Source organism: Polyangium jinanense, assembly GCF_028435265.1.
In the GTDB taxonomy this organism is placed as follows: Bacteria; Myxococcota_A; Polyangia; order Polyangiales; family Polyangiaceae; genus Polyangium; species Polyangium jinanense.
The window spans coordinates 186,525-210,020 of record NZ_JAGTJK010000010.1 but is presented as its reverse complement, the minus strand read 5'-3'; the positions used below and the strand labels follow the sequence as shown (position 1 = coordinate 210,020).

At 68.2% G+C, this 23,496-nt stretch carries 15 protein-coding genes and 1 tRNA gene; 5 read left to right on the top strand and 11 right to left on the bottom strand.

What is annotated here, in order from left to right; genetic code table 11:
* Window positions 1-83: 83 nt before the first annotated feature.
* Window positions 84-1,811, bottom strand: a complete 1,728-nt coding sequence (locus KEG38_RS21200; protein WP_272416913.1) for a tetratricopeptide repeat protein — start codon at window positions 1,809-1,811, stop codon at window positions 84-86.
* A 47-nt stretch (window positions 1,812-1,858) separates the two neighbouring features.
* Window positions 1,859-2,137: an acylphosphatase gene (locus tag KEG38_RS21195; RefSeq protein ID WP_272416912.1), complete on the bottom strand. Its 279-nt coding sequence runs from the start codon at window positions 2,135-2,137 to the stop codon at window positions 1,859-1,861.
* A gap of 350 nt (window positions 2,138-2,487) precedes the next feature.
* On the opposite strand from KEG38_RS21195, the gene rho reads away from it, so the two are divergent.
* The 4 genes from rho to KEG38_RS21175 all read left to right on the top strand — a co-directional run bounded on the left by rho (window position 2,488) and on the right by KEG38_RS21175 (window position 8,751).
* Window positions 2,488-3,735, top strand: a complete 1,248-nt coding sequence (gene rho / locus KEG38_RS21190) for a transcription termination factor Rho (RefSeq protein WP_272416911.1) — start codon at window positions 2,488-2,490, stop codon at window positions 3,733-3,735.
* 166 nt (window positions 3,736-3,901) lie between these two features.
* Entirely contained in the window at window positions 3,902-6,028 is a 2,127-nt protein-coding gene (locus KEG38_RS21185; protein WP_272416910.1) for a GAF domain-containing protein, read from the top strand.
* Between the two features lie 57 nt (window positions 6,029-6,085).
* Window positions 6,086-7,177, top strand: coding sequence for a (Fe-S)-binding protein (locus KEG38_RS21180; RefSeq protein WP_272416909.1), 1,092 nt, complete (start codon window positions 6,086-6,088; stop codon window positions 7,175-7,177).
* 11 nt (window positions 7,178-7,188) lie between these two features.
* Window positions 7,189-8,751, top strand: a complete 1,563-nt coding sequence (locus KEG38_RS21175) for a sensor histidine kinase (protein WP_272416908.1) — start codon at window positions 7,189-7,191, stop codon at window positions 8,749-8,751.
* A gap of 10 nt (window positions 8,752-8,761) precedes the next feature.
* On the opposite strand, the gene KEG38_RS21170 is transcribed toward KEG38_RS21175, so the two are convergent.
* The 6 genes from KEG38_RS21170 to clpB all read right to left on the bottom strand — a co-directional run bounded on the left by KEG38_RS21170 (window position 8,762) and on the right by clpB (window position 15,317).
* The gene (locus KEG38_RS21170; RefSeq protein ID WP_272416907.1) at window positions 8,762-9,247 is read right to left on the bottom strand and encodes a hypothetical protein; all 486 of its coding nucleotides are present in this window, start codon (window positions 9,245-9,247) and stop codon (window positions 8,762-8,764) included.
* Window positions 9,244-9,870 carry a sigma-70 family RNA polymerase sigma factor gene (locus KEG38_RS21165; protein ID WP_272416906.1) on the bottom strand — a complete coding sequence of 209 codons (627 nt, stop codon included), beginning with the start codon at window positions 9,868-9,870 and terminating at the stop codon, window positions 9,244-9,246. The genes KEG38_RS21170 and KEG38_RS21165 overlap by 4 nt, the downstream gene beginning before the upstream one ends.
* Window positions 9,871-9,922: 52 nt before the next feature.
* Window positions 9,923-9,996: transfer RNA gene (locus KEG38_RS21160), tRNA-Gln, on the bottom strand.
* Window positions 9,997-10,210: 214 nt separating this feature from the next.
* Window positions 10,211-11,167 carry a DUF4339 domain-containing protein gene (locus KEG38_RS21155; protein ID WP_272416905.1) on the bottom strand — a complete coding sequence of 319 codons (957 nt, stop codon included), beginning with the start codon at window positions 11,165-11,167 and terminating at the stop codon, window positions 10,211-10,213.
* 219 nt (window positions 11,168-11,386) lie between these two features.
* Complete coding sequence (gene serS, locus KEG38_RS21150) at window positions 11,387-12,685, bottom strand: serine--tRNA ligase (RefSeq protein WP_272416904.1); 1,299 nt, start codon at window positions 12,683-12,685, stop codon at window positions 11,387-11,389.
* Window positions 12,686-12,722: 37 nt separating this feature from the next.
* Complete coding sequence (clpB, locus tag KEG38_RS21145) at window positions 12,723-15,317, bottom strand: ATP-dependent chaperone ClpB (protein ID WP_276072105.1); 2,595 nt, start codon at window positions 15,315-15,317, stop codon at window positions 12,723-12,725.
* A 152-nt stretch (window positions 15,318-15,469) separates the two neighbouring features.
* On the opposite strand from clpB, the gene KEG38_RS21140 reads away from it, so the two are divergent.
* Window positions 15,470-17,851: an FG-GAP repeat domain-containing protein gene (locus tag KEG38_RS21140; protein ID WP_272416902.1), complete on the top strand. Its 2,382-nt coding sequence runs from the start codon at window positions 15,470-15,472 to the stop codon at window positions 17,849-17,851.
* A 153-nt stretch (window positions 17,852-18,004) separates the two neighbouring features.
* Here KEG38_RS21140 and gyrB read toward each other — a convergent pair whose 3' ends face one another.
* From gyrB to dnaN, 3 genes are all read right to left on the bottom strand, one after another.
* The gene (gene gyrB / locus KEG38_RS21135; protein WP_272416901.1) at window positions 18,005-20,542 is read right to left on the bottom strand and encodes a DNA topoisomerase (ATP-hydrolyzing) subunit B; all 2,538 of its coding nucleotides are present in this window, start codon (window positions 20,540-20,542) and stop codon (window positions 18,005-18,007) included.
* Between the two features lie 257 nt (window positions 20,543-20,799).
* Entirely contained in the window at window positions 20,800-21,930 is a 1,131-nt protein-coding gene (gene recF, locus KEG38_RS21130) for a DNA replication/repair protein RecF (protein WP_272416900.1), read from the bottom strand.
* A 103-nt stretch (window positions 21,931-22,033) separates the two neighbouring features.
* Window positions 22,034-23,158, bottom strand: a complete 1,125-nt coding sequence (dnaN, locus tag KEG38_RS21125) for a DNA polymerase III subunit beta (RefSeq protein WP_272416899.1) — start codon at window positions 23,156-23,158, stop codon at window positions 22,034-22,036.
* Between the last annotated feature and the right edge of the window lie 338 nt (window positions 23,159-23,496).

The window sequence follows — 23,496 nt, the reverse complement described above, 5'->3', positions numbered from 1 at the left end:
GGTTTGGAAGGGAAAAACGAACACGGACACCACAGGGTGCCCGTGTTTTCGTTTGTCTGGACTGCGATCCGCTTCGCGGAAGCTCACTCCGCGCCGGCAACCGGCGCATCTGGCGCGGGCGGAGTGGGCGGATTGCTGCCTGCCCGCGACCCTTCCGCGTCGCGACCGGCGTCAGGCTTGCGCCGCGCCAGGAAGATCATCGCGATCAGCGCGACGAGCCCCACGCCGCTCGCCGCCACGTAGCGGTGCAGCGAGCTCTTCTGCGGCGCGATGCGCTCCTGCTCCAGCGACGCGAGCGCCCGCTTCGCGCGCTCGTTGCTCGGATCGAGCTCGATCGCCTTCGTCAGGGGAAACTTGTCCGGCGTGCCTCGTGCGATGAGGGTCACGCCTTCGAGGTAGGCGATCTCCGCCTCGATCTTTCGCGCCCCCTCCCCCTTCGGGTCGAGCCGCAGCGCCTTGCGCAGCATCTCCAGCGCCGCCGCCGGCTCCTTCTCTTCGAGCGTCTTCGCGTGCGCCACGTACGCCGGCGCCATCTCCTTGCGCCGCTCGAACACCGGCGAGCGCGCCAGCACCTTGTCGAACGCGCTCGTCGCCTCGACCCAGCGGCTCGCGGCTGCATGCGCCGCGCCCTCGTCCATCAGCTTGTAGACCTCGGCGAGCCGCGCGCGGTCGTACATGCCGAAGAGCTCGCGCGCGATGCGGTCCCATGTGAACTCGCGCGGGGCCTTGTTGCCCGTCTGGTTCAGGTAGGCGTCGCGGAGCTGCCAGATGCCGGGCTCGCCGATCGCTGCGATCGCCTCGCGCGCGGCCTCGCGGAGCTGGATGCGGTCGCTGTTGCTGAACGAGAGGATCACGCGGACGGCGTCGACGTCGCGCGTGCGGCCGTAGGCGCGCAGGATGTCGGCGAGGACTTGCGGATCGGTCACGCCGACGGCCTCGCCGGGGATCGCGCGGCCGAGCAGATCGAGCTGCTTGCTCGCGAAGCGCTGGACGATCTTTGCGTCGTGCTGGCGGCCCTCGATGAGCGCGGGGACGGCGCGGTCGCGCAGCTTTCCGATTTGCCGCTGCAGATCGACCCGCAAGAGCTCGCCGAAGTACGAGTACATCTGCAGGAGCTCGCGCACCGCGGGCGTCGTGCCCGCCGCGGTCAGCATGCGCTCCATCGCGAGCAGGCGGACGAGATCCCGCCAGGTGTCGCTCTTCGGCTTTGGAGAGGCCAGGACAAACTCGAGCCAATCGCCCTCGTCCTCCGCGTCCTTGTCCTTCTCCTTGTCGGCCTTGCTCTTCTTCGGCGCCTTCGCGTCCTTGCTGGCCTTGTCGTCCTTGGCGGCGGCCTTCTCGTCCTTGCCGGCCTTGTCCTTCTCCTTGCCTGCCTTCTCCGCCTTCTCGGCCTTCTCCTTGTCGCGCAGCGACTTGCGGCCGGCCTTGCGCGCGTCGTCGAGCAGGCCTTGCGCCTCCTTGCGGTCGAGCCCGGCGCGGAGCTCCTGCACACGCGCGCGCACCGCAGGCACGACGGCGGGCGTCACCTCGGCGACGGCCGTCCGCGCCGTCTCCTTCCCGCGCGGGTCGCCCGTCGTGAGGCGCTCGAGCACGCGGTCGAGCTCTTGCAGCGCCGCTGCGTCGGGCTCTTGCAGCACGATCGGCTGGAGCTTCGGCAGCTCTGGCAAGGAAGCGGGCGCGGCCGGAGCTGCGGCGGCTGAGGCCGAGGCCGAAGGTTGCGTGAGCTCTCCGGCGGCGTGCACGTGCAGGGGCACGAGCGCGAGCGCGGAGACGAGAACGAACGACGAAGCGAGCTTCGAGACGTGATTCACGGTGCCCCCGAGAACGACGGGCGAGCGCGCGGCCCTTCCCGGGCGGTTCACTCGATGATGCGGAAGTCCGGAAAATCGCCCTGGAATCCGCGCCAGCGGATGTCGACACGCTCCACGCGCGCCGCGGTCGGGCCTTTTTGGGCCCAGGCGATGAGCTCTTTCAAGCCGTCTTCTTCGCCTTCGGCGAGGATCTCGACGCCTCCGTCCGGACGGTTCTTGACCCAGCCGGAGAGGCCGAGGCGCTTGGCTTCGCGCTGCGTCGACGCCCGGAAATAGACGCCCTGGACGCGACCCTTCACGTGCAGATGCACTTGTTTCAGCCCCATCGGACCGCTCGATTCCTACTCGCACGTCGCGACCGAGGCAACCTCGTAGGCCTGCGCGCGAACGCACGCGCTGAAACGATCCGCCCCCGAAGGAGCGAACCCGCGAGGCGAATCGGCCGATTGACAGGGCAGTATCGCTTGATAGAGTCCCCGCCCGCCGAGCACCGCGCTCGGCCGCGCCCCCTCGCTGGGGACGCCCATCACTGTCCGTCGAACCGCCCTTCCCAGGGGCGGGCAATCCACGAGAGCCGGCCCAAGGGCCGACTCGAAGCTCGACCTTCCCACAACCCTACCGACCTCGGGGAACGCGCCGTCTCCCGGCCGACGCCCCTGCGTGGAGTTTTCGATCGATGCACCTGCGTGAACTGAAGCAGAAATCGATGGCCGATCTGGTGCAGATGGCCAAGGGCCTCAACATCGAAGGAGCCGCGGGCCTGCGCAAGCAGGAGCTCATCTTCGCGCTCCTCCAGGCCTTGGCTGCCCAAGATCAGCCGGTGTACGGCGAGGGCGTGCTCGAGTGCCTGCCCGACGGTTTCGGCTTCCTGCGGGCGCCCGACTACAACTACCTGCCGGGTCCGGACGACATCTACGTCTCCCCGTCGCAGATCCGGCGCTTCAACCTGCGCACGGGCGACGCGGTGAGCGGCCCGATCCGGCCCCCGAAGGAGCGCGAGGCGTACTTCGCTCTGCTCAAGGTCGACAAGATCAACGGCGTCTCGCCCGAGGTCGCGCGCGACAAAATCCTCTTCGACAACCTCACGCCGCTCTACCCGCAGCAGAAGTTCAACATCGAGAACGGCACGAAGGGCTTCTCGACGCGCATCATCGACATGCTCTGCCCGATCGGGAAGGGCCAGCGCTGTCTGATCGTCTCGCCGCCCCGCGCCGGCAAGACGGTGCTGCTGCAGAACATCGCCAACGCGATCAGCACGAACCACCCGGAGACCACGCTCATCGTGCTGCTCATCGACGAGCGGCCCGAAGAGGTCACGGACATGCAGCGCAACATCAAGGGCGAGGTCATCAGCTCGACCTTCGATGAGCCTGCGACGCGCCACGTGCAGGTCGCGGAGATGGTCATCGAGAAGGCCAAGCGCCTCGTCGAGCAGAAGCACGACGTGGTCATCCTGCTCGACTCGATCACGCGCCTCGCCCGCGCCTACAACACCGTCGTCCCCCCGAGCGGCAAGATCCTCTCCGGCGGCGTCGACTCGAACGCGCTGCACAAGCCGAAGCGCTTCTTCGGCGCGGCCCGCTCCATCGAGGAGGGCGGCTCGCTCACGATCATCGCGACCGCGCTCGTCGATACGGGCTCGCGCATGGACGAGGTGATCTTCGAGGAGTTCAAGGGCACGGGCAACAGCGAGATCCACCTCGACCGCAAGCTCATGGAGAAGCGGATCTTCCCCTGCCTCGACATCAACAAGAGCGCGACGCGCAAGGAAGAGCTGCTCCTGCCCGAGTGGATCCTCCAGCGCGTCTGGCTGCTCCGCGGGCTCCTGCACCCGCTCAACGTCATCGACTCCATGGAGTTCCTGCTCGACAAGGTGAGCCGCACCGAGACGAACCAGGAGTTCCTCGAATCGATGAATCAGTAGGCCTGGCCTTCGGCCATGCCTGAGGGGCCCTCGACCTGGGGGCCCCCTTCCCTTTTTACCCTCCTCTCCCCTCCCCTCCCCTGCCGATCCCCCGGGCAAACGCCGGATCCATCGCGATTTTGCGGGAGCGCTGTAGCGCCGGCCGGAGGCGTGTTAGCGTCGACGAGTGACCGGTAAGGCGGACCGCCTGCGAGAGCTCACGGCCCGGGTCGAGGAGCTCGAGGCCAGGCTCGAACGCTCGGAGAAGACCGTCAGCGCCCTGCGCGACGTCGGGCTCGCGCTCGGCTCCACACTCGACCTCGACCAGCTCCTCGAGCTCATCCTCGGCAAGATCACGGAGCTGCTCGAAGCCGACCGGGCCACGCTGTACCTGCTCGACGAGCAACGAAAGATGCTGCTCTCGCGGGTGATGCTCGGCGGCGAGGTGCGCTCGATCGAGCTGCCCGTCGGCGAAGGCATCGCCGGCCACGTCGCCAAGCACGGCAAAATCGCCCGCGTCAAGGACGCGTACAGGGACAAACGCTTCCAGCGCACGTGGGACGAGCTCACGGGCTACAGGACGCGCTCGATCCTCGCCGCGCCGATGCGCAACCACGTGGGCCGCACGATCGGCGTCGTGCAGGTGCTCAACAAGCACGGCGGCAAGGGCGAGTTCTCGCAGTACGACGAGGAGCTGCTCTCGGCGCTCGCCACGCAGGCGGCGATCTCCATCGACAACTCGCGCCTGTTCCTCTCGGTCATCCAGAAGAACATGCAGCTCGTCGAGACGAAGGAGCAGCTCGAGCACCGCGTCGCCGATCTGAAGCTGCTCTTCGAGCTCGAAACGGCGATGAGCGGAGCCTCGTCGCTCGAAGAGCTGAGCCGCGCGGTGATCGCCGAGGCCTCGAAGGCGTGCGAGGCGCGCGCCGGTGGTCTGCTCGTCGACGAGGGCGAGGCCGGCGTGTTCTTGTACTTCTGCGACGCGTCGGCGCCGGGCGTCTCGGTGCGCGACGTCGACGTGAAGCGACTGCCCGTCAAGCGCGGTGAAGGCCTGCTCGGCTGGGCCATGACGCACAACGAGTCGGTCCACCTCGGCCCGAAAGATCCGCCGATCGGGCCGGTCGCCGAGGCCGCGCTCGCGCACATGCATCCGTCGCTCGATCTGGAGATCGAGAGCGCGATCGTCGTGCCGCTCGAAGGCGAGGAAGACACGTCGCTCGGCGCGCTCGGGCTCTACAACGCGAAGAACACGCTCGGCTTCACGCAGGACGATCGCTCGCTCTTGCGGCTCGTGTCGGCGAACGCGTCGACCGCGGTGCGCCTCTTCCGCTCGCGCACCGAGCGCGAGAAGAGCGAGCGTCTCACGGCGATCGGGCGGCTGCTCTCGGGCGTGATGCACGACATGCGCACGCCGCTCACGGTGATCAGCGGCTACGTGCAGCTCATGGCGACCGCGGGCGAGCCCTCTGTACGCGCCGAGCACGCGCGGCTCATCCTGAAGCAGTTCGACGCGATCAGCGCGATGCAGCGCGAACTGCTCGAGTTCGCGCGCGGCGAGCGCAGCATCCTCGTGCGCAAGGTCTACCTGACGAAGTTCTTCGGCGACCTGGAGAAGCAGCTCCAGCTCGACCTCGCAGGCAACCGCGTCACGATCGTGATGGAGCTCGACGACCGCGGCACCGCGCGCTTCGACGAGACGAAGATGACGCGCGTCGTGCACAACCTCGTGCGCAACGCGGTCGAGGCGATGGAGCCGCACGGCGGCGGCAAGGTGGTGCTGCGCGCGCTGCGGCACGGCTCGGACTTCGTGCTGAGCGTCTCCGACACGGGGCGCGGGATTCCGCCGGAGATCCGCGAGCGGCTGTTCCACTCGTTCGTGACGAGCGGCAAGCGCGGCGGCACGGGCCTCGGCCTCGCGATCGTCAAGAAGATCGTCGACGAGCACGGAGGCTCGATCGAGGTGGATTCGTCCGAGCGCGGAACGACGTTCACGATCCGGATCCCGCAAGAGACGCCGATGATGGCGACGATCGCGCCGCCGGCCCCGACCGCGTCTCCAGCGTCGCCGCACATCCCACGGGCATCGAGCGCGCGTGTCGACGAGGCAACGGGCTTGCCGCTCGTGCATGCGACGAGCCCCACGTCGGCCTCCGCGACGACGGCGCGCTCGCCGCAGGCGCCGGCGGCTGAGGAGTCCGAGGCCGACCGATCGGCCAAGACGGCGCGAGCGAGCCAGCCCGGCGAGGAAGGGCCACCGAGCCGACGCAGCGGCCGCGCGAGCAACCCGGGCCAACCCGCGGGACGAACCGGATAGCTCGGTAGAATCCGCGGATCCCTTGCGCGCATCGCCTCGGGAGCAGAGACTCCGGAGGTGCTCCGCCTGCCCATCGTCGCCACGCACAAACGCGCGCTCGAGACGTGCGTGTACTGCCCGAAGCTCTGCCGCGCCGCGTGCCCCGTCTCGAACGCGGAGGCGAGCGAGACGGTGACGCCGTGGGGCAAGATGAGCCTCACGTACTTCGCGGGCCGCGGCGACGTGCCCGTCGAGGCCGAGCACACCGCGCCCGCATGGGCCTGCACGGGCTGCCACGCGTGCCGCGAGAAGTGCGACCACAGGAACGAGCCCGCGACGGTGCTCGTCGAATCGCGCGCGGACTTTTTCGCACGCGGCGCCGCGCCGAAGGCCGCCATGGACGTGGTGATGCGGACGCAAGCGCGCGCCAGCGAGACGGCCGCGGCGCTCGATGCGATCGAGGGCGAAACGCCAAGGCACGTCGCGGCCGGCGTGCTCGTCGGATGCTCGTACGCTCGGAAAAACCCGGCCGTCGCGAAGGACGCGCTCGCCGCCGCGGCGAAGCTCGTCGGCGGCCCCGTACGCGCGATTCGAAGCTGCTGCGGCCTTCCCTCCCTCCACGCGGGTGACCGGGAAGGCTTCCGTGTGGCCGCCGAGCGCCTCGCCGCCGAGGTCTCCGAGGTCCCGCGCCTGCTCGTCGTGGACCCGGGCTGCGCGCGCGCCACGATGGTCGAGCACGCGCGCGTCGGCGTCACCATGCCCCGCGAGCCCGAGCTGCTCCTCGACCTCGCGCACGCCGCGCAGGACCGCCTCCGCGTGCTGCCCGAGCTCGCAGGCACGACCGTGCGGTGGCACGCGCCGTGTCAGCTCGGCCGCGGGCTCGGCCGGTACGACGAGCCGCGCGCGCTGCTCGCGAAGATGTCCGGCAAGCAGCCCGCGACGTTCCAGCGCGACCGCGAGCACAGCGAGTGCAGCGGCGCAGGCGCGCTCTTGCCCGTGACACGACCGCGCACGAGCGAGGCCATCGCGGACGCGCGCATCGCCGAGCACAAGGCGCGGGGTGGAGGCCTGCTCGTGACGGCGTGCGGGTCGAGCTTGCGGCGCTTCCGGAGCCGCGGCGAAGCTGCCGAGGACCTCGTCAGCCTGCTCGCGCGGGCGCTCGCTCCCTGACGACCGCACGCATGTCGACCCCGAAGGTTCCTCGCCGAAGGCGAACCGTTTCGAGCAGGCTGCTCGCGAGTTACGTGCTCGTGCTCGCGGCCTTCGCGCTCACCGTGACCTGGAGCTTTCGCGCGCTGCGCGACACGTCGCAAGGCGCGGAGCTCCTCCGCAGCGGATACGCGCCGCTCCTGCTCCGCGTGGGCGAGGCCCTCGCCGCGCAGAACGTGTTCAACGCGCAGCTCAACCACATCACGGCCGCAAAAAACCCCGGCGACGTGCGCGAGTGGATCGAGACCGCGCGCCGCACGCGCCCGCTCACGTTCGCGCACGTGCGCGAAGCCGCGGAGAAAGGGCTCGTCGACGAAGATCCTTCCGTCGCGAAGTTCCAGGACGAGATCGTACGCGAGGCCGCGGCGATCGAGCGGCTGCTCGGCGCGGATCCCGAGCGGTTCGGGCAGCTCTTCCAGGCGCTCGCGGTGAGCGATCGTGAAGCCGCGGAGCGGGCGCGGGACGAGCTGCTCAAGCGCGAGGCCGAGGGCGCGCAGCGGCTCCGCGCCATCAAGCTGCGCGTCGAGGAGCGGATGGAGAGCCTCACGGCCGAGGCGAAACGACGCGAGGCCCGGTCCATCCAGCTCCTCGTCGGCCTCTTCGTGCTCACGCTGCTCGTCGGCGTGGTGATCTCCATCTACGCGCGCCGCGTGCTCGCGCCGCTCACGGCCGTCACCGAGCGCGCGAAGGCCGTCGCCCAAGGCGACCTCACGCCGCGCGAGGTCATGGCCACGAACGACGAAATCGGCGAGCTCGCGACCACGTTCGAGGGCATGGTCGCCGCCATCCAGCGCGCCCGCAGCGAGCTCGTCAACGCCGAGCGCCTCGCCGCCATCGGCAAGATGGCCGCGCACGTCACGCACGAGATTCGCAATCCCCTGTCGTCGATCGGCCTCAATTTGGAGCTGCTCGAAGAAGAGGTCGCGTCGTCGGACAACAAGGAGGCCTCGCAGCTCGTCGTCGCCATCAAGGCCGAGGTGGAGCGGCTCTCGCGCATCGCCGAGCAGTACCTCAGCATCTCGCGCAGGCCTCGCCCGCGGCTCGAACGCGAGCGCGTCGAGGACCTCGCGCGCGAGCTCGTGGCCTTCGTGCGACCCGAGCTCGACCGCGGCGGCGTGGCGAGCCGCGTGGATGCCGACGACGATCTGCCCGACGCGCGCCTCGACGAGTCGCAGTTCCGTCAGGCGCTCCTGAACCTCGTGCGCAACGCGCGCGAGGCCATGGCGAAAGGCGGCGAGCTCGTCGTGTCGATCCGCAAAGCCAAGGACGACGGCATCGACCTCGCGGTCGACGACACGGGTTCGGGCGTGCCCGAGGAGCTACGCGCGTCGATCTTCGATCCCTTCTTCACCACGAAGCAACGCGGCACGGGCCTCGGCCTCGCGGTCACGCGTGACATCGTGGAAGCGCACGGCGGAACGATCCGCTGCCTCGGCCGCGAAGGCGGCGGCACGCGGTTTCTGATTCACCTGCCCGCCGCAGGCGCGTCGGAGCCGAGCGCGAAGGCCGTCGAAGACGACGAGCTCGTGGCCTAGCGCGCGTCGCTCAAGGGAGCGCGGCGCCGCCCCACGGAAGGAGCACCAAAAACACGAACGCGACGAGCACCAGCATGAGCACGCTGGTCACGAGGTACGTCGAGCGCGGCGAGCGCGACGTGCTCCATCCGTCGCCGTAAAACTTCCCTCGCGAGCGCGTGCGCAGCTTCTTCTGCACGCCTCCGAGCAGGCTCGGCGCCACCGCGCCCGGCGGTGGACGCAGCGCGCGCCGGAGCAGCTCGCGCACCTCGACCTCGTCGAGCGGCGCTTCGTCCTCGTCCTCGTCCTCGTCACGCGTCTTCGCCGCGCCTGTTTCGTCTGCGCCCGACGACGTCTCGTCCTTCGCCGCGGACTTCTCTTCGGCGTCGAGCCAGCGCTCTGCTTCGGCCGCGAGGCGCTCGGCCTCCTCGCCCGTGACGTCGCCCTCCGTGCCGAGCAGATCCTGATCGTCGGCCGGCGCGCCCGCCTCTGGCTTTCGCTTCGCGTCGCCGCTCATGCCTTCTTCTCGCTCCTCAGCTTGTCGCCGAGCGCCTTCTCGACCAGGGCCCGGAGCTGCGCGCGGGCGCGGAAAATGCGGCTCTTCACCGTGCCTTCCGGCAAGCCCGTCACCTCCGCGATCTCGTCGTAGGACATGTCCTCCACGTCGCGCAGGATCAAGACCTCGCGGAAGTCCGCGTCGACTTGCTCGATCGCGCGCCTGACGATGCGCTCGAGCTGCATGCCCTCCAGAATCTCGTCCGGGCGGTTGATCGCTCCGCTCACCGTGACGCCCTTGCCGCCGTCGCCCGTCACGCGATCGGCGATCTCGTGGACGTCCTCCTGCTCGCCCACCTTGCGCCGCGACAGGTACTTCGCCTTGTTCTTGCAGAGGTTCACGGCGATCCGGAAGATCCACGTGGAGAGCTTCGACTCTCCGCGGAACTGATCGATCGCCTTGAAGACCTGGACGAACACCTCTTGCGCGAGGTCCTCGGCCTCGTCGCGTCGCCCGATCATCCGGAACACGAGCGCGAACACGCGTCGCTCGTAGGCGACGACGAGCTCGTTGAAGGCCGACTCGTCACGCGCCACGAGACGCGCGACGAACCTGGCCTCCTCGGTCTCGTCGTCGCTCGTCACGCCCGGCTGCTCCTCGCAGCTACGGTAAACGCCCTCGGTCGGGGGACGCTAGTGGTTCCGGCGCATGGATTCGAACCATGATTAGGGGATTCAAAGTCCCCCGTCCTGCCCTTAGACGACGCCGGAGTGAGCCCCGGGCATGCCCGGAGCTCGAGAGGGCCGGGACGATAGCGCGACTCTCCCCGCTTGGCACGTGCCGAGGAGACGGTCGCTGCCGGCCGCGGGAGGAGGCCGACCGACTTCGGCGACGGTCGACCCCCAGCGAAACAGAGCCGTGACCAACCTCGCCGGCGGTCGACCCCCAGCGCAGGAGGGTCGCGCTCGTCTTCGGGGACGGTCGCTACCGCCGAACGCCCCGTCGCGACCGTCTCTGACCCGGGTCGGTATGGTGGCGCGCCGAGGGCGGAGGGGGCGCCATGGGAGCCGCCTCTGTCTGCCGGAAGGTCTCGACCGTCCTGTGCCCCACCTTCGACACGAGCGCGGAGGCTCCGGACACGAGCGCGGGACGGTCCGGACCCCCGGCTTGCCCAGACAGAACCGCAGGCGCGATCCCTCGATGCACGAGCGCGAGGCCAACGGCCGTCACCGCCACGACACACCCGAGTAGGAAGGAGAACCCCCCTTGCCCTGCCAGAGACCGTCGTGACCCACCTTTGCGACCGAAGGGCCACGCCCGAACAGGGAGCGAAATCGGCTCCGAGCGGGTCTCGTCTCCCTCGAGAGACCGTACGTGCGGAGGGTCGCCCGTCTGCGCGACGGCCCCGCTGAAGGTCAGAGGCGTCCTCGATTCGCCACGCGGCGGCGTGAGCGCGACGTCCGGCAAGGGCGCGGGCGTCACGAGCGGCGGGTCGAACGAGACCGAATCGGCAAGGGCATAGGCGAGCTCGGGGATGTGCTCGATGCGCCTCCACCCCTCCATCCCGTCGCGCCAGACCGTCGTCTCGGCCCCGATCTCACCCCTGGCGAGGGCCATCCAGAGCTCGAACGTGGTCATGGCCCGCAGGCCCGGGCCGTGCTCCACGCACCACTCGGGCATGGGACGACCGCTCTCGGTGCTCTCCTCGTCGAGGTGGAGCCGCGCGAGCCTGCGCCTCTTCTGGGCGGCGAACCACGATTTCGGATTCGCGCGCTCGTAGGGGATCGTCGGATGGCTCTCGCGCACGAGCGGCGCCGGCTGCGTCTCGGCCTGGTTCTCCGCGGGGGGCGGGAGCATGGACGAGCGCGGCTGAAAGACGCTCGGGATCGTGTCTTCCGGGTCCCTGCTTTTGATGGACGACGACGCACACGACGCCTGCATGAGACGCCCCTTCCCGACAAACACCGGGCGTCCGCAGGCCCCGCGATATGGGGCGACGGGCGGACGCTCGACGTGACTAGGGCGCTCCTACAGGGTTCTCGTGAGGTCGGCCAAGTTTTCGCAGGCCTCACCCCCAACCCCTCTCCACGGAGTGGAGAGGGGAGGAGAAACGCGCGTCTTCCCCCCTCTCCACGGAGTGGAGAGGGGATGGGGGTGAGGTCAAACCCCCTTGATGACCTCGCACCCCATGAACGGCCGCAGCGCCTCGGGCACGACCACGGTCCCGTCGGCCTGCTGGTACTGCTCCAGGATCGCGATCACCGTCCGGCCGACCGCGAGCGCCGAGCCGTTCTGCGTGTGCAGAAGCCGCGGCTTCGCCTTCGGCTCGGGCCGGTAGCGGATCGCCGCGCGCCGCGCCTGGTAGTCGCCGAAGTTCGAGCAGCTCGAAATCTCGCGATAGACGCTCTGCCCCGGCAGCCACACCTCGAGGTCGTACGTCTTCTGCGAGGCGCCGCCCATGTCGCCCGCGCAGAGCAGCGACACGCGGTAATGCAGGTTGAGCCGCTTGAGAACCTCCTCGGCGTTCCGCGTGAGGGTCTCGTGGTTCTCGGCCGAGGTCTCGGGCGTCGAAAAGCGCACGAGCTCGACCTTGTCGAACTGGTGCTGCCGGATGAGCCCCCGGACGTCCTTGCCGTGGCTGCCCGCCTCGGCGCGGAAGCAGGGCGTGTACGCGGTGTAGGCGAGCGGCAGTTTGTCGGCTTCGAGGATCTCGTCGGCGTGGAGGTTCGTCACGGGCACCTCGGCCGTCGGGATCAAATACAGGTCGTAGGCGCGCTCGGGGTCGCTCTTGTGCGTCTTGAAGAGGTCCTCGGCGAACTTCGGGAGCTGCCCCGTGCCATAGAGCGCCGAGTCCTTCACCAGGAAGGGCGGCAGGACCTCGGTATAGCCCTGCTCGCGCGTGTGCAGGTCGAGCATGAAGTTGATGAGCGCGCGCTCGAGCCGCGCCGCCGCGCCCCAGAGCACGGTGAAGCGCGAGCCCGAGAGCTTGGCCCCGCGCGAAAAGTCGAGGATGCCGAGGCCCTCGCCGATGTCCCAGTGCGCCTTGGGCGTGAACGTGAACGACGGTTTGTCGCCCCAGGTCCGGACGACGACGTTGTCGTGCTCGTCCTTGCCGTCCGGCACCGACGGATCGGGCAGGTTCGGGACGAGGGCGAGCTGCTCGTGGATCTTCGCCTCGACGTCCTTGAGCGCCTGCTCCGCGTCCTTGATCTCCGCGGACAGGCGCTTCAGGGCCTCGCGTTGCTCGGTGAACTCGGCGGACTTCTTGTCCGCCTTGGCCATCTTCTCGTTGGCCTGGTTGCGCGCGGCGGCCTTGGACTCACTGAGCGCGATGAGCTCGCGCCGCTTCTGGCCGAGCTCGGCGATGGGGGCGAGGGCGGCCGCGGCCGCGGGCGAGCGCCGCGCCAGGGCGGCGCGGACGTCGTCCATGTGATCGACGACGTGGCGGAGGTCCAGCATGGGGGCGGGTTTAGCCGAGACCTCCGCCGCTGTCAGCCTAGTTGTACGTGACTTTCGTGAAGGTCAGGCCATCGCCCGACCGTCCAATCGCGACGGTATCGCCCGACTTGAACTCGCCCGCGAGCAGCCGTTTGGCGAGCTCGTCCTCGATGTAGCGCTGGATGGCCCGCTTGAGCGGCCGCGCGCCGTATTGCGGATCCCAGCCCTGCTCGATGAGGAAGGCCTTTGCCGGGGGCGCGACGGTCATCGAAATCCCGCGCTTGGCCAGGCGCTTCTCGAACTGCGCGAGCTGGATGTCGAGGACCTTCTCCACCTCCGACCGTTCGAGCCTGCGGAAGACCACGATGTCGTCGAGCCGGTTCAAGAACTCCGGCCGGAAGTGCTTGCGCACCTCCTCGAGCACCACGCGCCGCACGAGCTCGGCCTTGTCCCGCGGATCGAGCCCCTCACGCTCCTCGACCGCCATCGCCGCCGGCGTGCCGAGGTTCGACGTGAGGATCAGGATCGTGTTCTTGAAGTCGACCGTGTGGCCCTGACCATCGGTCAATCGGCCATCGTCGAGCACCTGCAAGAGCACGTTCCACACGTCCGGGTGCGCCTTCTCGATCTCGTCGAAGAGCACCACGGTGTAGGGCCTCCGCCGCACGGGCTCGGTGAGCTGACCGCCCTCTTCGTAGCCGACGTATCCGGGCGGCGCGCCGATGAGCCGCGCGACCGTGTGCCGCTCGCCGTACTCGCTCATGTCGATGCGCACCATCGCCTTCTCGTCGTCGAAGAGGAACTCGGCGAGCGCCCGCGCGAGCTCCGTTTTGCCGACGCCCGTGGGCCCGAGGAACATGAACGAGCCGATCGGCCGCTTCTCCTCGCCGAGCCCCGCGCGCGAGCGCCGGATGGCGTTCGCCACCGACACGAGCGCGTGGTCCTGTCCCACGACGCGCCTGCGCAGCTCGTCTTCGAGGCGCAGGAGCTTCTGCATCTCGCTTTCGAGCATCTTCGAGACCGGAATGCCGGTCCATTTCGACACGATGGCCGCGATGTCCTCGTCGGTGACCTCCTCCTTGAGATAACTGCCCTTCTCCTGCAGTTTGGCGAGCGTTTCACGCAGCCCTTCGAGCTTCTTCTCCACCTCGGGGATCTTGCCGTAATGGATCTCGGCCGCCTTGCCGAGGTCACCACGTCGCTTCTCGCGCTCCTCTTCGAGGCGAAGCTGCTCGATCGATTCCTTCGTCTTCTTGATCTCGGAGAGCAGCTCCTTCTCGCGCATCCATTGCGCCCGCATCGTGTCGCGTTTCGCCTGGAGCTCGGCCATCTCGCGCTTGACGTCCTCGAGCCGCGCCTTGCTCGCCTTGTCCTGCTCGCGCTGCAGCGCTTGCTCCTCCATGCCGAGCTTGACGAGCTGCCGCTCCACGTTGTCGATCGGCGTCGGCAGGCTCTCGATTTCCATGCGGATGCGGCTCGCGGCCTCGTCGACGAGGTCGATCGCCTTGTCCGGCAGGAATCGCTCCGTGATGTAGCGGTGCGAGAGCATCGCCGCGGCCACGAGCGCTGCGTCCTGGATGCGAATGCCGTGGTGAATCTCGTACCGCTCCTTGAGCCCGCGCAGGATCGCGATCGTATCCTCGACGCTCGGCTCGCCCACGAACACGGGCTGGAACCTGCGCTCGAGCGCCGCGTCCTTCTCGATTCGCTTGCGATACTCGTCGAGCGTGGTCGCGCCGATGCAGCGGAGCTCGCCGCGCGCGAGCGCAGGCTTCAGCATGTTCGCCGCATCCATCGCGCCCTCGGCCGCGCCCGCGCCGACGAGCGTGTGCAGCTCGTCGATGAACAGGATGATCCGGCCCTGCGCGTTCTCGATCTCCTTCAGGACGGCCTTCAGCCGGTCCTCGAACTCGCCGCGGAACTTCGAGCCTGCGACCATCGCCGCGAGGTCGAGCGCCGCGAGCTTCTTGTCCTTCAGCGACTCGGGCACGTCGCCGGCCACGATGCGCTGCGCGATGCCCTCGACGATCGCCGTCTTGCCGACGCCCGGCTCGCCGATGAGCACGGGGTTGTTCTTCGACCGGCGCGACAGCACCTGAATCACGCGGCGAATCTCCTCGTCGCGGCCGATCACCGGGTCGATCTTCCCGCGCCGCGCGAGGTCCGTGAGGTCACGCGTGTACTTCTCGAGCGCCTGGAACTTGCCCTCGGGATCCCGATCGGTGACGCGCTGATTGCCGCGCACCTGCGTGAGCGCCGCGAGCAGTTTGTCGTAATTGAGCCCCACGCGCTCGAGGAGCTGCGACGTGTCCTTGTCGCTCTTCAGCGCGGCGAGGACCAGGTGCTCGGTGGAGATGAAGTCGTCCTTGAGGGACTTCATCTCGTCTTCGGCTTTTTGCATCAGCCCGAGCGCTCGTCGCGACAAGCTCGGCTCGGCGCCGCCGCTGACGCGGGGGTAGCTATCGATCTTGGCGTCGAGGGCCTGCAAAACACGCCCCGGGTCGACGCCGGCCTTTTCCAGGAGCGGCGCCCCGATCCCATCCTCCTGAGCGACGATCGCTCGGAGGAGGTGCTCCGGATAAAGCTCCGGGTTTCCGCGCCGGCTCGCGAGGTCGACGGCAGCACGAACCGCTTCCTGGGCCTTGGTGGTCATTCTATCGATCCGCATGGCACGACCGAAACTAAGGCCGGATCTCACGCAAGCAAGGCCCTTGCCAAGGAAGCGAAGAGGTCACACGCTCGGGAGTCCTTTTCGGGTTCTTCGCGATCGACACGGACGGGCGCCCTCGGCGAAGATGCGCCTTCATGCGCAAACATCGGCTCTCTTTTCTCGCTTTCACGGCGCTCGTGGTCCCGTCCCTCGCGGCCGCGCTCGCCTCGTGCGGTGACGGTAACGTGACGGGCAGCGGCGCCTCCGCAGGCACCTCCTCGGGCGGCAGCGGCGGCCAGGGCGGTCAGGGCGGCGGCGGCCAGGGTGGTCAGGGCGGCGACCTCTTCGGCGACAGCGGAACCAACGGCTGCACGCCCGGCGAGGCCTGCGGCGACGGCGGCGTCTGCACGTCGGGCGGCGTGTGCTGCACGCAGGACAAGGCCTGTGGGACGGCTTGCTGCGGCGACGCGGAGGTCTGCTCGTTCCAGCAATGCGTGGTCCCCGGCACGACGTGCATCGACGCCACGGAATGCCCCGCGGGCTCCTACTGCGAATATGCGCTCGGCGAGCCGGGCGGCATGCCCGACGGCGGCGCGGGCGGATCGTGCCAGGGCGGCGTGACGCCGGCGACGGGCAAATGCTTGCCGCAGCCGCCCGAATGCGCGCCCGGCATGGAGCCCGGCCCGAACGACCCGATCACCTGCCTCGCGAAATGCGAGTACAAGCCGCCCGTCGGCCAGTTCGAGCCCGTGCTCAAGTACGCCTGGGGAAACCCGGCCGCGGCGAACACGCAGGACAGCGTGATGATGGCGCCCGTCGTGATCCAGCTCGACGACGACACCTGCGACGGTGTCGTCGACGAGCGCGACATCCCGGAAATCGTCTTCCTCACGTTCCAGACGAACAAGTACAACGAAAATGGCACGCTCCACGCCATTTCGATCGTCAATGGCCAGGTCGTCGAGAAGTGGACCGCGAACGCGGGCGCAACGAGCCAGAACCACCCGGGCCGCTCGATCGCCGCGGGCAACATCGACGGCGTGCCGGGCAATGAGATCGTGGTCTGCACGATCGACGGCCGTGCGCGCGCTTATACGGCGACGGGCGCGGAGCTCTGGCTCAGCGGGCCCGGCACGTGTTTCATGCCCTCGCTCGCGGACCTCGATCAGGACGGCGACGTCGAGGTCGTCGTGGAATCGCAGATCCTCGAAGGAAAGACGGGCGCGACCGTCGCGACGTTCGACCCGGCGAACACCTCGAACGTCGTGGTCTCCGACATGGACGCCGACGGCAAGCTCGACATCGTCACGGGCAGGCGCATTTACAAGGCTGACGGCACGCTCCTCGTCGACTCCAGCCTCGTTGCGAGTTTCCCCGCCGTCGGCGACCTCGACAAGGACGGCATTCCCGAGGTCATCGGGATCTACAATTCGAACCACGAGCTCCGGATCTGGCGCGTGGACCCGAACGAGCCCGGCGGCTTCAAGGTCGTGCGCACGGGCATCGACATCAACGGCACCCTCAATCCGGCGCTCTGCCCCACGAACAGCACGGGCTACACGCAAGGCGGCGGCCCGCCCACGGTGGCGGACTTCAATGGCGACGGTACGCCCGACGTGGCCATGGCCGGCGGCGTTGGATACGCGGTCTTCGACGGCAAGAAGCTCATGGACCCCGCGATCCCGAACGCCGAGACGCTGCTCTGGATCCGGCAAACCCAGGATTGCTCGTCCGCCTCGACGGGCAGCTCGGTCTTCGATTTCGAGGGCGACGGCAAGGCCGAGGTCGTCTACGCCGACGAGAAGATGATCCACGTCTATGCCGGGACCGACGGAACGGTGCTTTACGAGACGTGCAATACGAACGGCACGCTCTACGAGTATCCGCTGGTCGCCGACGTCGACAACGACGGGCAGGCCGACATCGTGGTCGTGTCGAACTCGTATTCGAGTTTTACCTGCGCGGACGGCTCGAAGACGGCGGGCGTGCGGATCTTCGGCGATAAAAACGGAAACTGGGTCCGCACGCGCCGGGTGTGGAATCAGCATGGGTATCACGTGACGAACGTGGAGGAGGACGGGACGATCCCCACGGTGGAGCAGCCGAACTACAAGCAGCCGAAGCTCAACAACTTCCGGCAAAACGTGCAGCCCTCGGGCGAGTTCTCCGCGCCGGACCTCGTCGCCACGGTGTTCCCGATCTGCGGAGGCCCGACGTACGGGCTCATCGCGCGCGTGCGCAACATCGGCGAGGCGAGCGTACCGGCGGGCGTGAACATCGGGTTTTACCTGGACGACCCGGCAAACGGCGGCGTGCCGCTGCCCGGCAGCCCCGTCATGACCACGAAGGTGCTTTATCCGGCCGAAGCCGAGGACGTGACGCTCCCCCTCCCGATGCCGCCGGCCGGCGTGCTCGATGGGTCGAAGAAGATCTTCGTGATCGTCGATGATCAATCGCCGCCGCACGCGTGGCACGAATGCCGGACCGACAACAACGTCGCCCAGGGTAGCGGCGTTTGTGAGGGCGGACCGAACTGACGTAACGTGGACGGCACCTCGTGGCAGAGGCCCGTCCCCAAGGATCGGGCCAAGGGCGGCCCGAACAACATGCTGAAGAAGTAAAACCCTTCGAAAAACGAAGCCCCCCTCGAACAGCGCCGAGGGGGCTTTGTGCTTGGGGGTTTGCCCCCGTCAGATATCGAGGTTCTTCACGTTCAGCGCATTCACCTCGATGAAGCGCCTCCGCTCGTCGACCTGCTCACCCATCAGAATCGCGAAGAGCCGCGCGGCCTCGGTCTCGTCGTCGATCTTCACCTGGCGCAACGTGCGGACGTCCGGGTTCATTGTCGTCTCCCAGAGCTCCTCCGCGTTCATCTCGCCGAGACCCTTGTAGCGGCCGAGCGTGATGCCCTTCTTGCCGCGCTCCTCGAGGTATTCGATGAGCGCCTCACTCGTCTCGAGCTTCGACTCGCTGCCGCCCTTCGACACGGCGGTCCAGGGCGCCGGGCCCGCGGTCTCCACGAGCATACGCTCGATGTCGAGCGCGTCCTTGTACTCGGGCAAACCGAGGAGCTGCCAATCGATCACGGCCACGCGGCTCGAAGCGCCCGGCCGCGGGGTCACCGTGATGCGATGCGCGCCGTGCTCCGAGTCGAGCGACGAGACGACCTTGAACGGCATCATGTCGGGATAACGGCGCTCGAGGTACGCCTTGAGCTTTTCCCGCGCCGATTCGACCTTCGCCTCGTCGCGCAGATCCTCCTGCCCCAAACCCGTCGCGCGGATGAGCGAGGCCACCATGCGCGCATCGCACCGTTTGTCGAGGTTGCCGAGGACAATCTTGAATTGCTTGAGCCGCTTCGCGAGGTTCGGCAGCACCGCGGACGGCACCGGCGCGCGGCCCTCCGACGACAGGATGAGGTCCTCGACCGCATTGCTGCCGAGGTACTCGTCGAGCGCCGCCTGATCCTTCAGGTAGATGTCCTTCTTGCCCTTGCGCACGCGATAAAGCGGCGGCTGCGCAATGTAGAGGTGACCCTGCTCGATCACCTCGCGCATCTGCCGGAAGAAGAACGTGAGCAGCAACGTGCGAATGTGCGACCCGTCGACGTCGGCGTCGGTCATCAGGATGATCTTGTGGTACTTGAGCTTGTTCAGCTCGATCCCATCGTCATCCTTGTCCTCGCCCTCGCCACGCGTCGTGCGCACGCCGCTGATGCCGCAGCCGAGCGCCGTGATGATCGTGCCGACCTCGGCCGAGCTCAGCATGCGGTCGAGTCGCGCGCGCTCGACGTTCAGAATCTTGCCACGGAGCGGCAGAATCGCCTGGAAATGGCGGTCGCGCCCCATCTTGGCGCTGCCGCCGGCGCTGTCGCCCTCGACGATGTAAACCTCGCTCTTCTCGGGATCCTTCGACTGGCAATCGGCGAGTTTGCCCGAGAGCGAGGTGATGTCGAGCGAGCCCTTGCGGATGACCTCACGCGCCTTGCGCGCCGCTTCACGCGCCCGCGCCGCGAGCACCGCTTTCTCGATGATCTTCTTCGCGCCTTGCGGGTGCTCCTCGAAATACTGGCCGAGCTTGTCGGTCACGGCGCGCTCGACGATGCCCTTCACCTCGCTCGACACGAGCTTCGACTTCGTCTGCGAGTCGAACGAAGGGTCGGGGTGCTTGACGCTGAGCACGCAGGTCAGGCCCTCGCGGATGTCCTCGCCCGCGAGCTCCTGCTTGAGCTCCTTGAACAGGTTTTGCGCCTTGCCGTACTGATTGATCGTCTTCGTCAGCGCCGAGCGCATGCCGGCGAGGTGCGTACCGCCGTCCTTGTTGTGGACGTTGTTGGTGTAGCAATAGATTTGCTCGGTATACGAGCCGCTCCACTGCATCGCGACCTCGACCGTGATGGGCGGCACGGGCTTCGAGCCACCGTTGCCCGCCGCCTCGGCCTGGCCCTCGACCACGAACGCGATGACGTCGTCGTGAATCGCCTCCTGCGCCTGGTTCAGGAGCGCGACGAACTCGGCGATGCCGCCCTTGTAGTGGAATGTCTCGCTACGGCCGGTCGGACGCTGATCTTCGAGGTTGATGATCAGGCCGGCGTTCAAGAACGCGAGCTCGCGCAGGCGATTGGCGAGGATGTTGTAATTGAACTCCGTCACCGAGAAGATCTGCACGTCCGGCTTGAACGACACCTTCGTGCCCGTCCGGTCCGTCTCGCCGAGGGCCTTCAAAGGCTTGCGCGGCACGCCACGCTCGTACTCCTGGTACCAGACCTTGCCCTCGCGCTTGATCTCGAGCTTCAACCACTCAGAGACGGCGTTCACCGCCGAGACGCCCACGCCGTGCAGGCCCGCGCTGACCTTGTAACTCGCGTTGTCGAACTTGCCGCCCGCGTGGAGCACGGTCATCACGACCTCGGCCGCACTCACGCCCCTCGCGTGCATGCCGACCGGAATGCCGCGGCCGTTGTCCTCCACGGATATCGATCCGTCGAAGTGCACGGTCACGCGAATCTCGGTGCAGTGCCCCGCGAGGTGCTCGTCGACCGCGTTGTCCACGGCCTCCCAGACGAGGTGGTGCAGCCCCGAGCCGTCGTGCACGTCACCGATGTACATTCCCGGGCGCTTGCGCACGGCTTCGAGGCCTTCGAGCGCCGTGATGCTGTTGGCGTCGTAAGCCTGGCCCGCGGTCGTCTTGGATTCGGTTTGCTGGATGCTCGTCGGTTCGGTCGTCATCGGTCTCGTGCTTTCGGCTCCCGAGCGTCTGGCCGATCGGTTCGTTCCGACCCGCACGTCTGCGCGGATCGAGAGGTTCCTCGGGCCGAGCGCGGACGCCTTGATGTCACGCGCGCGGGGGCCGTTTGGAGTCGCGGAAATCTAGCCTTTTTGTGCCTCTTGGGCAAGCTCGGCGGGGCCCTTTTCGTGAGGAAATCACGCCCGATTGGTGCCCGTTTCGCGCGCTCGTGGTCGAGGCGCTCCGAAACTGCCGGAGGTCAGCCCGCGCCCTCGTCGAGCTCGCCCCGAAACACGCGGAAGTCACGCCGTCCGTCGGCCGATATGTCCTCGGCGCGTATGAGCTCGGGGCGCGTGGTCGTCAGGAAAATCTGACCGCGATGGAGCGCGAGGAATGAAAAGAGCGCGCCCGTGCGCTCCGGATCGAGCTCGCTCGAAACGTCGTCGAGCAAGAGCAAGGGCTCGATGCCTCGCTCTTTGGCGATCGTCGCCGTCTCGGCCGCCTTCAGCGCGAGCGTGAGCGCGCGATGTTGTCCCTGCGACGCGACCACGCGCGCCGGATGCCCATCGAGCAAGAGCTCGAGCTCGTCGCGATGCGGGCCGAACCCCGCCGACGCGCGGAACGCATCACGCTTTCGGCCCCGCGCAAGCTCGCCGCGCGCGGTTTCCACGTCGGCCGAGCCTCCCGGCGCATATCGCGCTTCGAGGCGGAGGTCGGGCGCGGCGATCTGCGCGAACGCGCTCGCGAGCTCGACCACGAGCGCCTCGGCCGCGGCCGCGCGCGCCCGCGTGAGGGCCGCGCCATGCTCGGCGCAGAGCTCCTCGAACGCATCGAGCTCACGTGTATCGCTCGAAGGTATGTCCGCGCCGCGCCGCAGGAGCTCCTGCCGTGCTTTGAGCGCATGTGCATACCGCGCGCGCGCGTCCGCGCTCTCGGGCCGTGTGAAGAGCGCGAGCCGGTCGAGCAGCGTGCGCCGTCCCTGCGCGGGTCCACTCGACAGCGTGAGCTCCTCGGGATGAAACACCACGACGGGCGAGCGTGTCGCGTACTCGACGAGCGCGCGCGGCCGATTGCCGTCGATGCGCACGGTCACGCTCTTGCCCTGCACCGCGGCCGTCTGCTCGCGCGACAGCGCCGGCAGCGCGCCGCCGCGCTCGACGAAGCGCGCCTTCACGCTCGCCGCCTGCTCGCCGTGCCGCACGAGCTCGCCTACGCGTGCCGTTCGAAAGCTCTTCGAAGTCGCGGCGAAGTAAATCGCCTCGAGCACGCTCGTCTTGCCGTGCCCGTTGTTGCCCCACACGACGTTGAGCCGCGGCGCGGGCTCCATGTCCACCCGCGAGAGGACGCGAAGGCCGCGCACGGTGAGCCGTTCGAGCTCGAGGCGATTCATCGAGATTCACCCCTCTCCCGGCGGGAGAGGGGTTCGGGTGAGGGTGGTTCGGAGACGGGGCGCGGCGAGGGTACGCACGTGCGCCCCATGTAGCGACCGCGTTTCAAATCCGCATCGGCATGATGACCGAGACATAGCTCTCCGCCGCCGACTCCGTCGCGGGACGGATGACCGCAGGGTCGAGCTCGCCCGACACGCCGAGGACGACCTCGTCGTCGTTGATGGCCGCGAGCACGTCGAGGAAGTACTTCGCGTTGAAGCCGATCGTCACCTCGGGCCCATCGTAGTCGATCGGCACCTCGTCGAAGCCGTTGCCGCTCTCGGGGCTCTCGCTCGTGATGCGCAGCGCGCGCGACGTGACCGTGAGCTTCACGCCGCCCGTGCGGTCGCTCGCGGCGAGCGAGACGGCGCGCAGGGCCTCGGCGAGCTGGGCGCGCGGCGCGCGGATGCTCCGGTCGCTCACGTTCGGGATGACCTGCTGGTAGGGCGGGAACTGCGCGTCGACGAGCTTCACCGAGAAGGTCATGCCACCGACGCCGAAAAACGCGTTCGGCCCGCTCTGCGTGATGTGCACCGTGGGCGTCTCCTTGTCGACGCCGCTCGTGAGCCTGCGCAGCTCGTGGATGGCCTTGAGCGGGATGAGCATCGTCGCCGTCGCGCTCGTTCCCTCCAGCGTGACCTCCATCTTGGACAGCCGGTGACCGTCGGTCGTGACCATGCGGACGCGGTGGCCGGCCCACTCGAAGAGCGCGCTGTTCACGTGCGCGCGCGTCTCGTCGGTCGAGATGCTGAAGTGCGTGCGCTCGATGAGCCGCGAGAGCAGCTCCACGGGTAGCTCCAGCGAGGGCGCGTCGGGCGCGGGCTTCGGCAGCTGGGGGAACTCGCTGCCGGGCATGCCGTGCAGCGTGTAGCGGCGGGGCGAGCCGACGGCCTTGATGACGGTCTGCGCGCCCTCGCGCGCGGTCACCTGGATGGGCCCGTCGGGCATGGCCTTCACGCGGTCGAGCAGGTCCTTCGCCGGAACGGCCACGGAGCCTGCGCTCACGATTTCGGCCGCCGTCTGACCACTCACCGCGAGGTAGAGGTCGGTCGCGGAAACGCGCAGCGCGTTCCCGTCGGCGGCGAGCAGCACGTTGGCGAGCACCGGCATGGCGCTCTTCTTGTCGGCGACGCCCTGGCAGCGGTCGACGAGGCGCAGCAGATCTTTCTTCGCGATGACGAGGTCCATGGCCCTTCAACTCCGCCGCGGCGGGAAAGCAGCGGGTCGGTCCCTCTTAGCAGGGTTATCGGCGGGGCGAAGGTCGAAAAGATGACCGAGGCAAACGTGACCAAGCTCACCGGTTCCCCTCCGATCTAGGGAAGATCTTTAGATCTAGATCAGGTCGTCATCGTAGAGCCTGTGGACGATGGGGAAAACTCTGGATCGACCTATGATTTCGATGACTTACGGAGCCACCCCCCTGTGGATGAATCGGGGCAACCCCGGGGTCGGGTCGGGGAGAGCTCGACGGGGGGACGGCCGAGCCCGGTTCTCTCCCCAAGGCAGACCCTGGGATCACCGGAAGT

Excerpts from the sequence above, each read along its gene's own strand:
- KEG38_RS21140 (WP_272416902.1), top strand. The coding sequence starts at position 15,470 with ATGCGCAAACATCGGCTCTCTTTTCTCGCTTTCACGGCGCTCGTGGTC.
- KEG38_RS21155 (WP_272416905.1), bottom strand. The coding sequence starts at position 11,167 with ATGCAGGCGTCGTGTGCGTCGTCGTCCATCAAAAGCAGGGACCCGGAA.
- gyrB (WP_272416901.1), bottom strand. The coding sequence starts at position 20,542 with ATGACGACCGAACCGACGAGCATCCAGCAAACCGAATCCAAGACGACC.
- clpB (WP_276072105.1), bottom strand. The coding sequence starts at position 15,317 with ATGACCACCAAGGCCCAGGAAGCGGTTCGTGCTGCCGTCGACCTCGCG.
- KEG38_RS21170 (WP_272416907.1), bottom strand. The coding sequence starts at position 9,247 with ATGAGCGGCGACGCGAAGCGAAAGCCAGAGGCGGGCGCGCCGGCCGAC.
- serS (WP_272416904.1), bottom strand. The coding sequence starts at position 12,685 with ATGCTGGACCTCCGCCACGTCGTCGATCACATGGACGACGTCCGCGCC.
- dnaN (WP_272416899.1), bottom strand. The coding sequence starts at position 23,158 with ATGGACCTCGTCATCGCGAAGAAAGATCTGCTGCGCCTCGTCGACCGC.
- rho (WP_272416911.1), top strand. The coding sequence starts at position 2,488 with ATGCACCTGCGTGAACTGAAGCAGAAATCGATGGCCGATCTGGTGCAG.
- recF (WP_272416900.1), bottom strand. The coding sequence starts at position 21,930 with ATGAATCGCCTCGAGCTCGAACGGCTCACCGTGCGCGGCCTTCGCGTC.
- KEG38_RS21195 (WP_272416912.1), bottom strand. The coding sequence starts at position 2,137 with ATGGGGCTGAAACAAGTGCATCTGCACGTGAAGGGTCGCGTCCAGGGC.
- KEG38_RS21175 (WP_272416908.1), top strand. The coding sequence starts at position 7,189 with ATGTCGACCCCGAAGGTTCCTCGCCGAAGGCGAACCGTTTCGAGCAGG.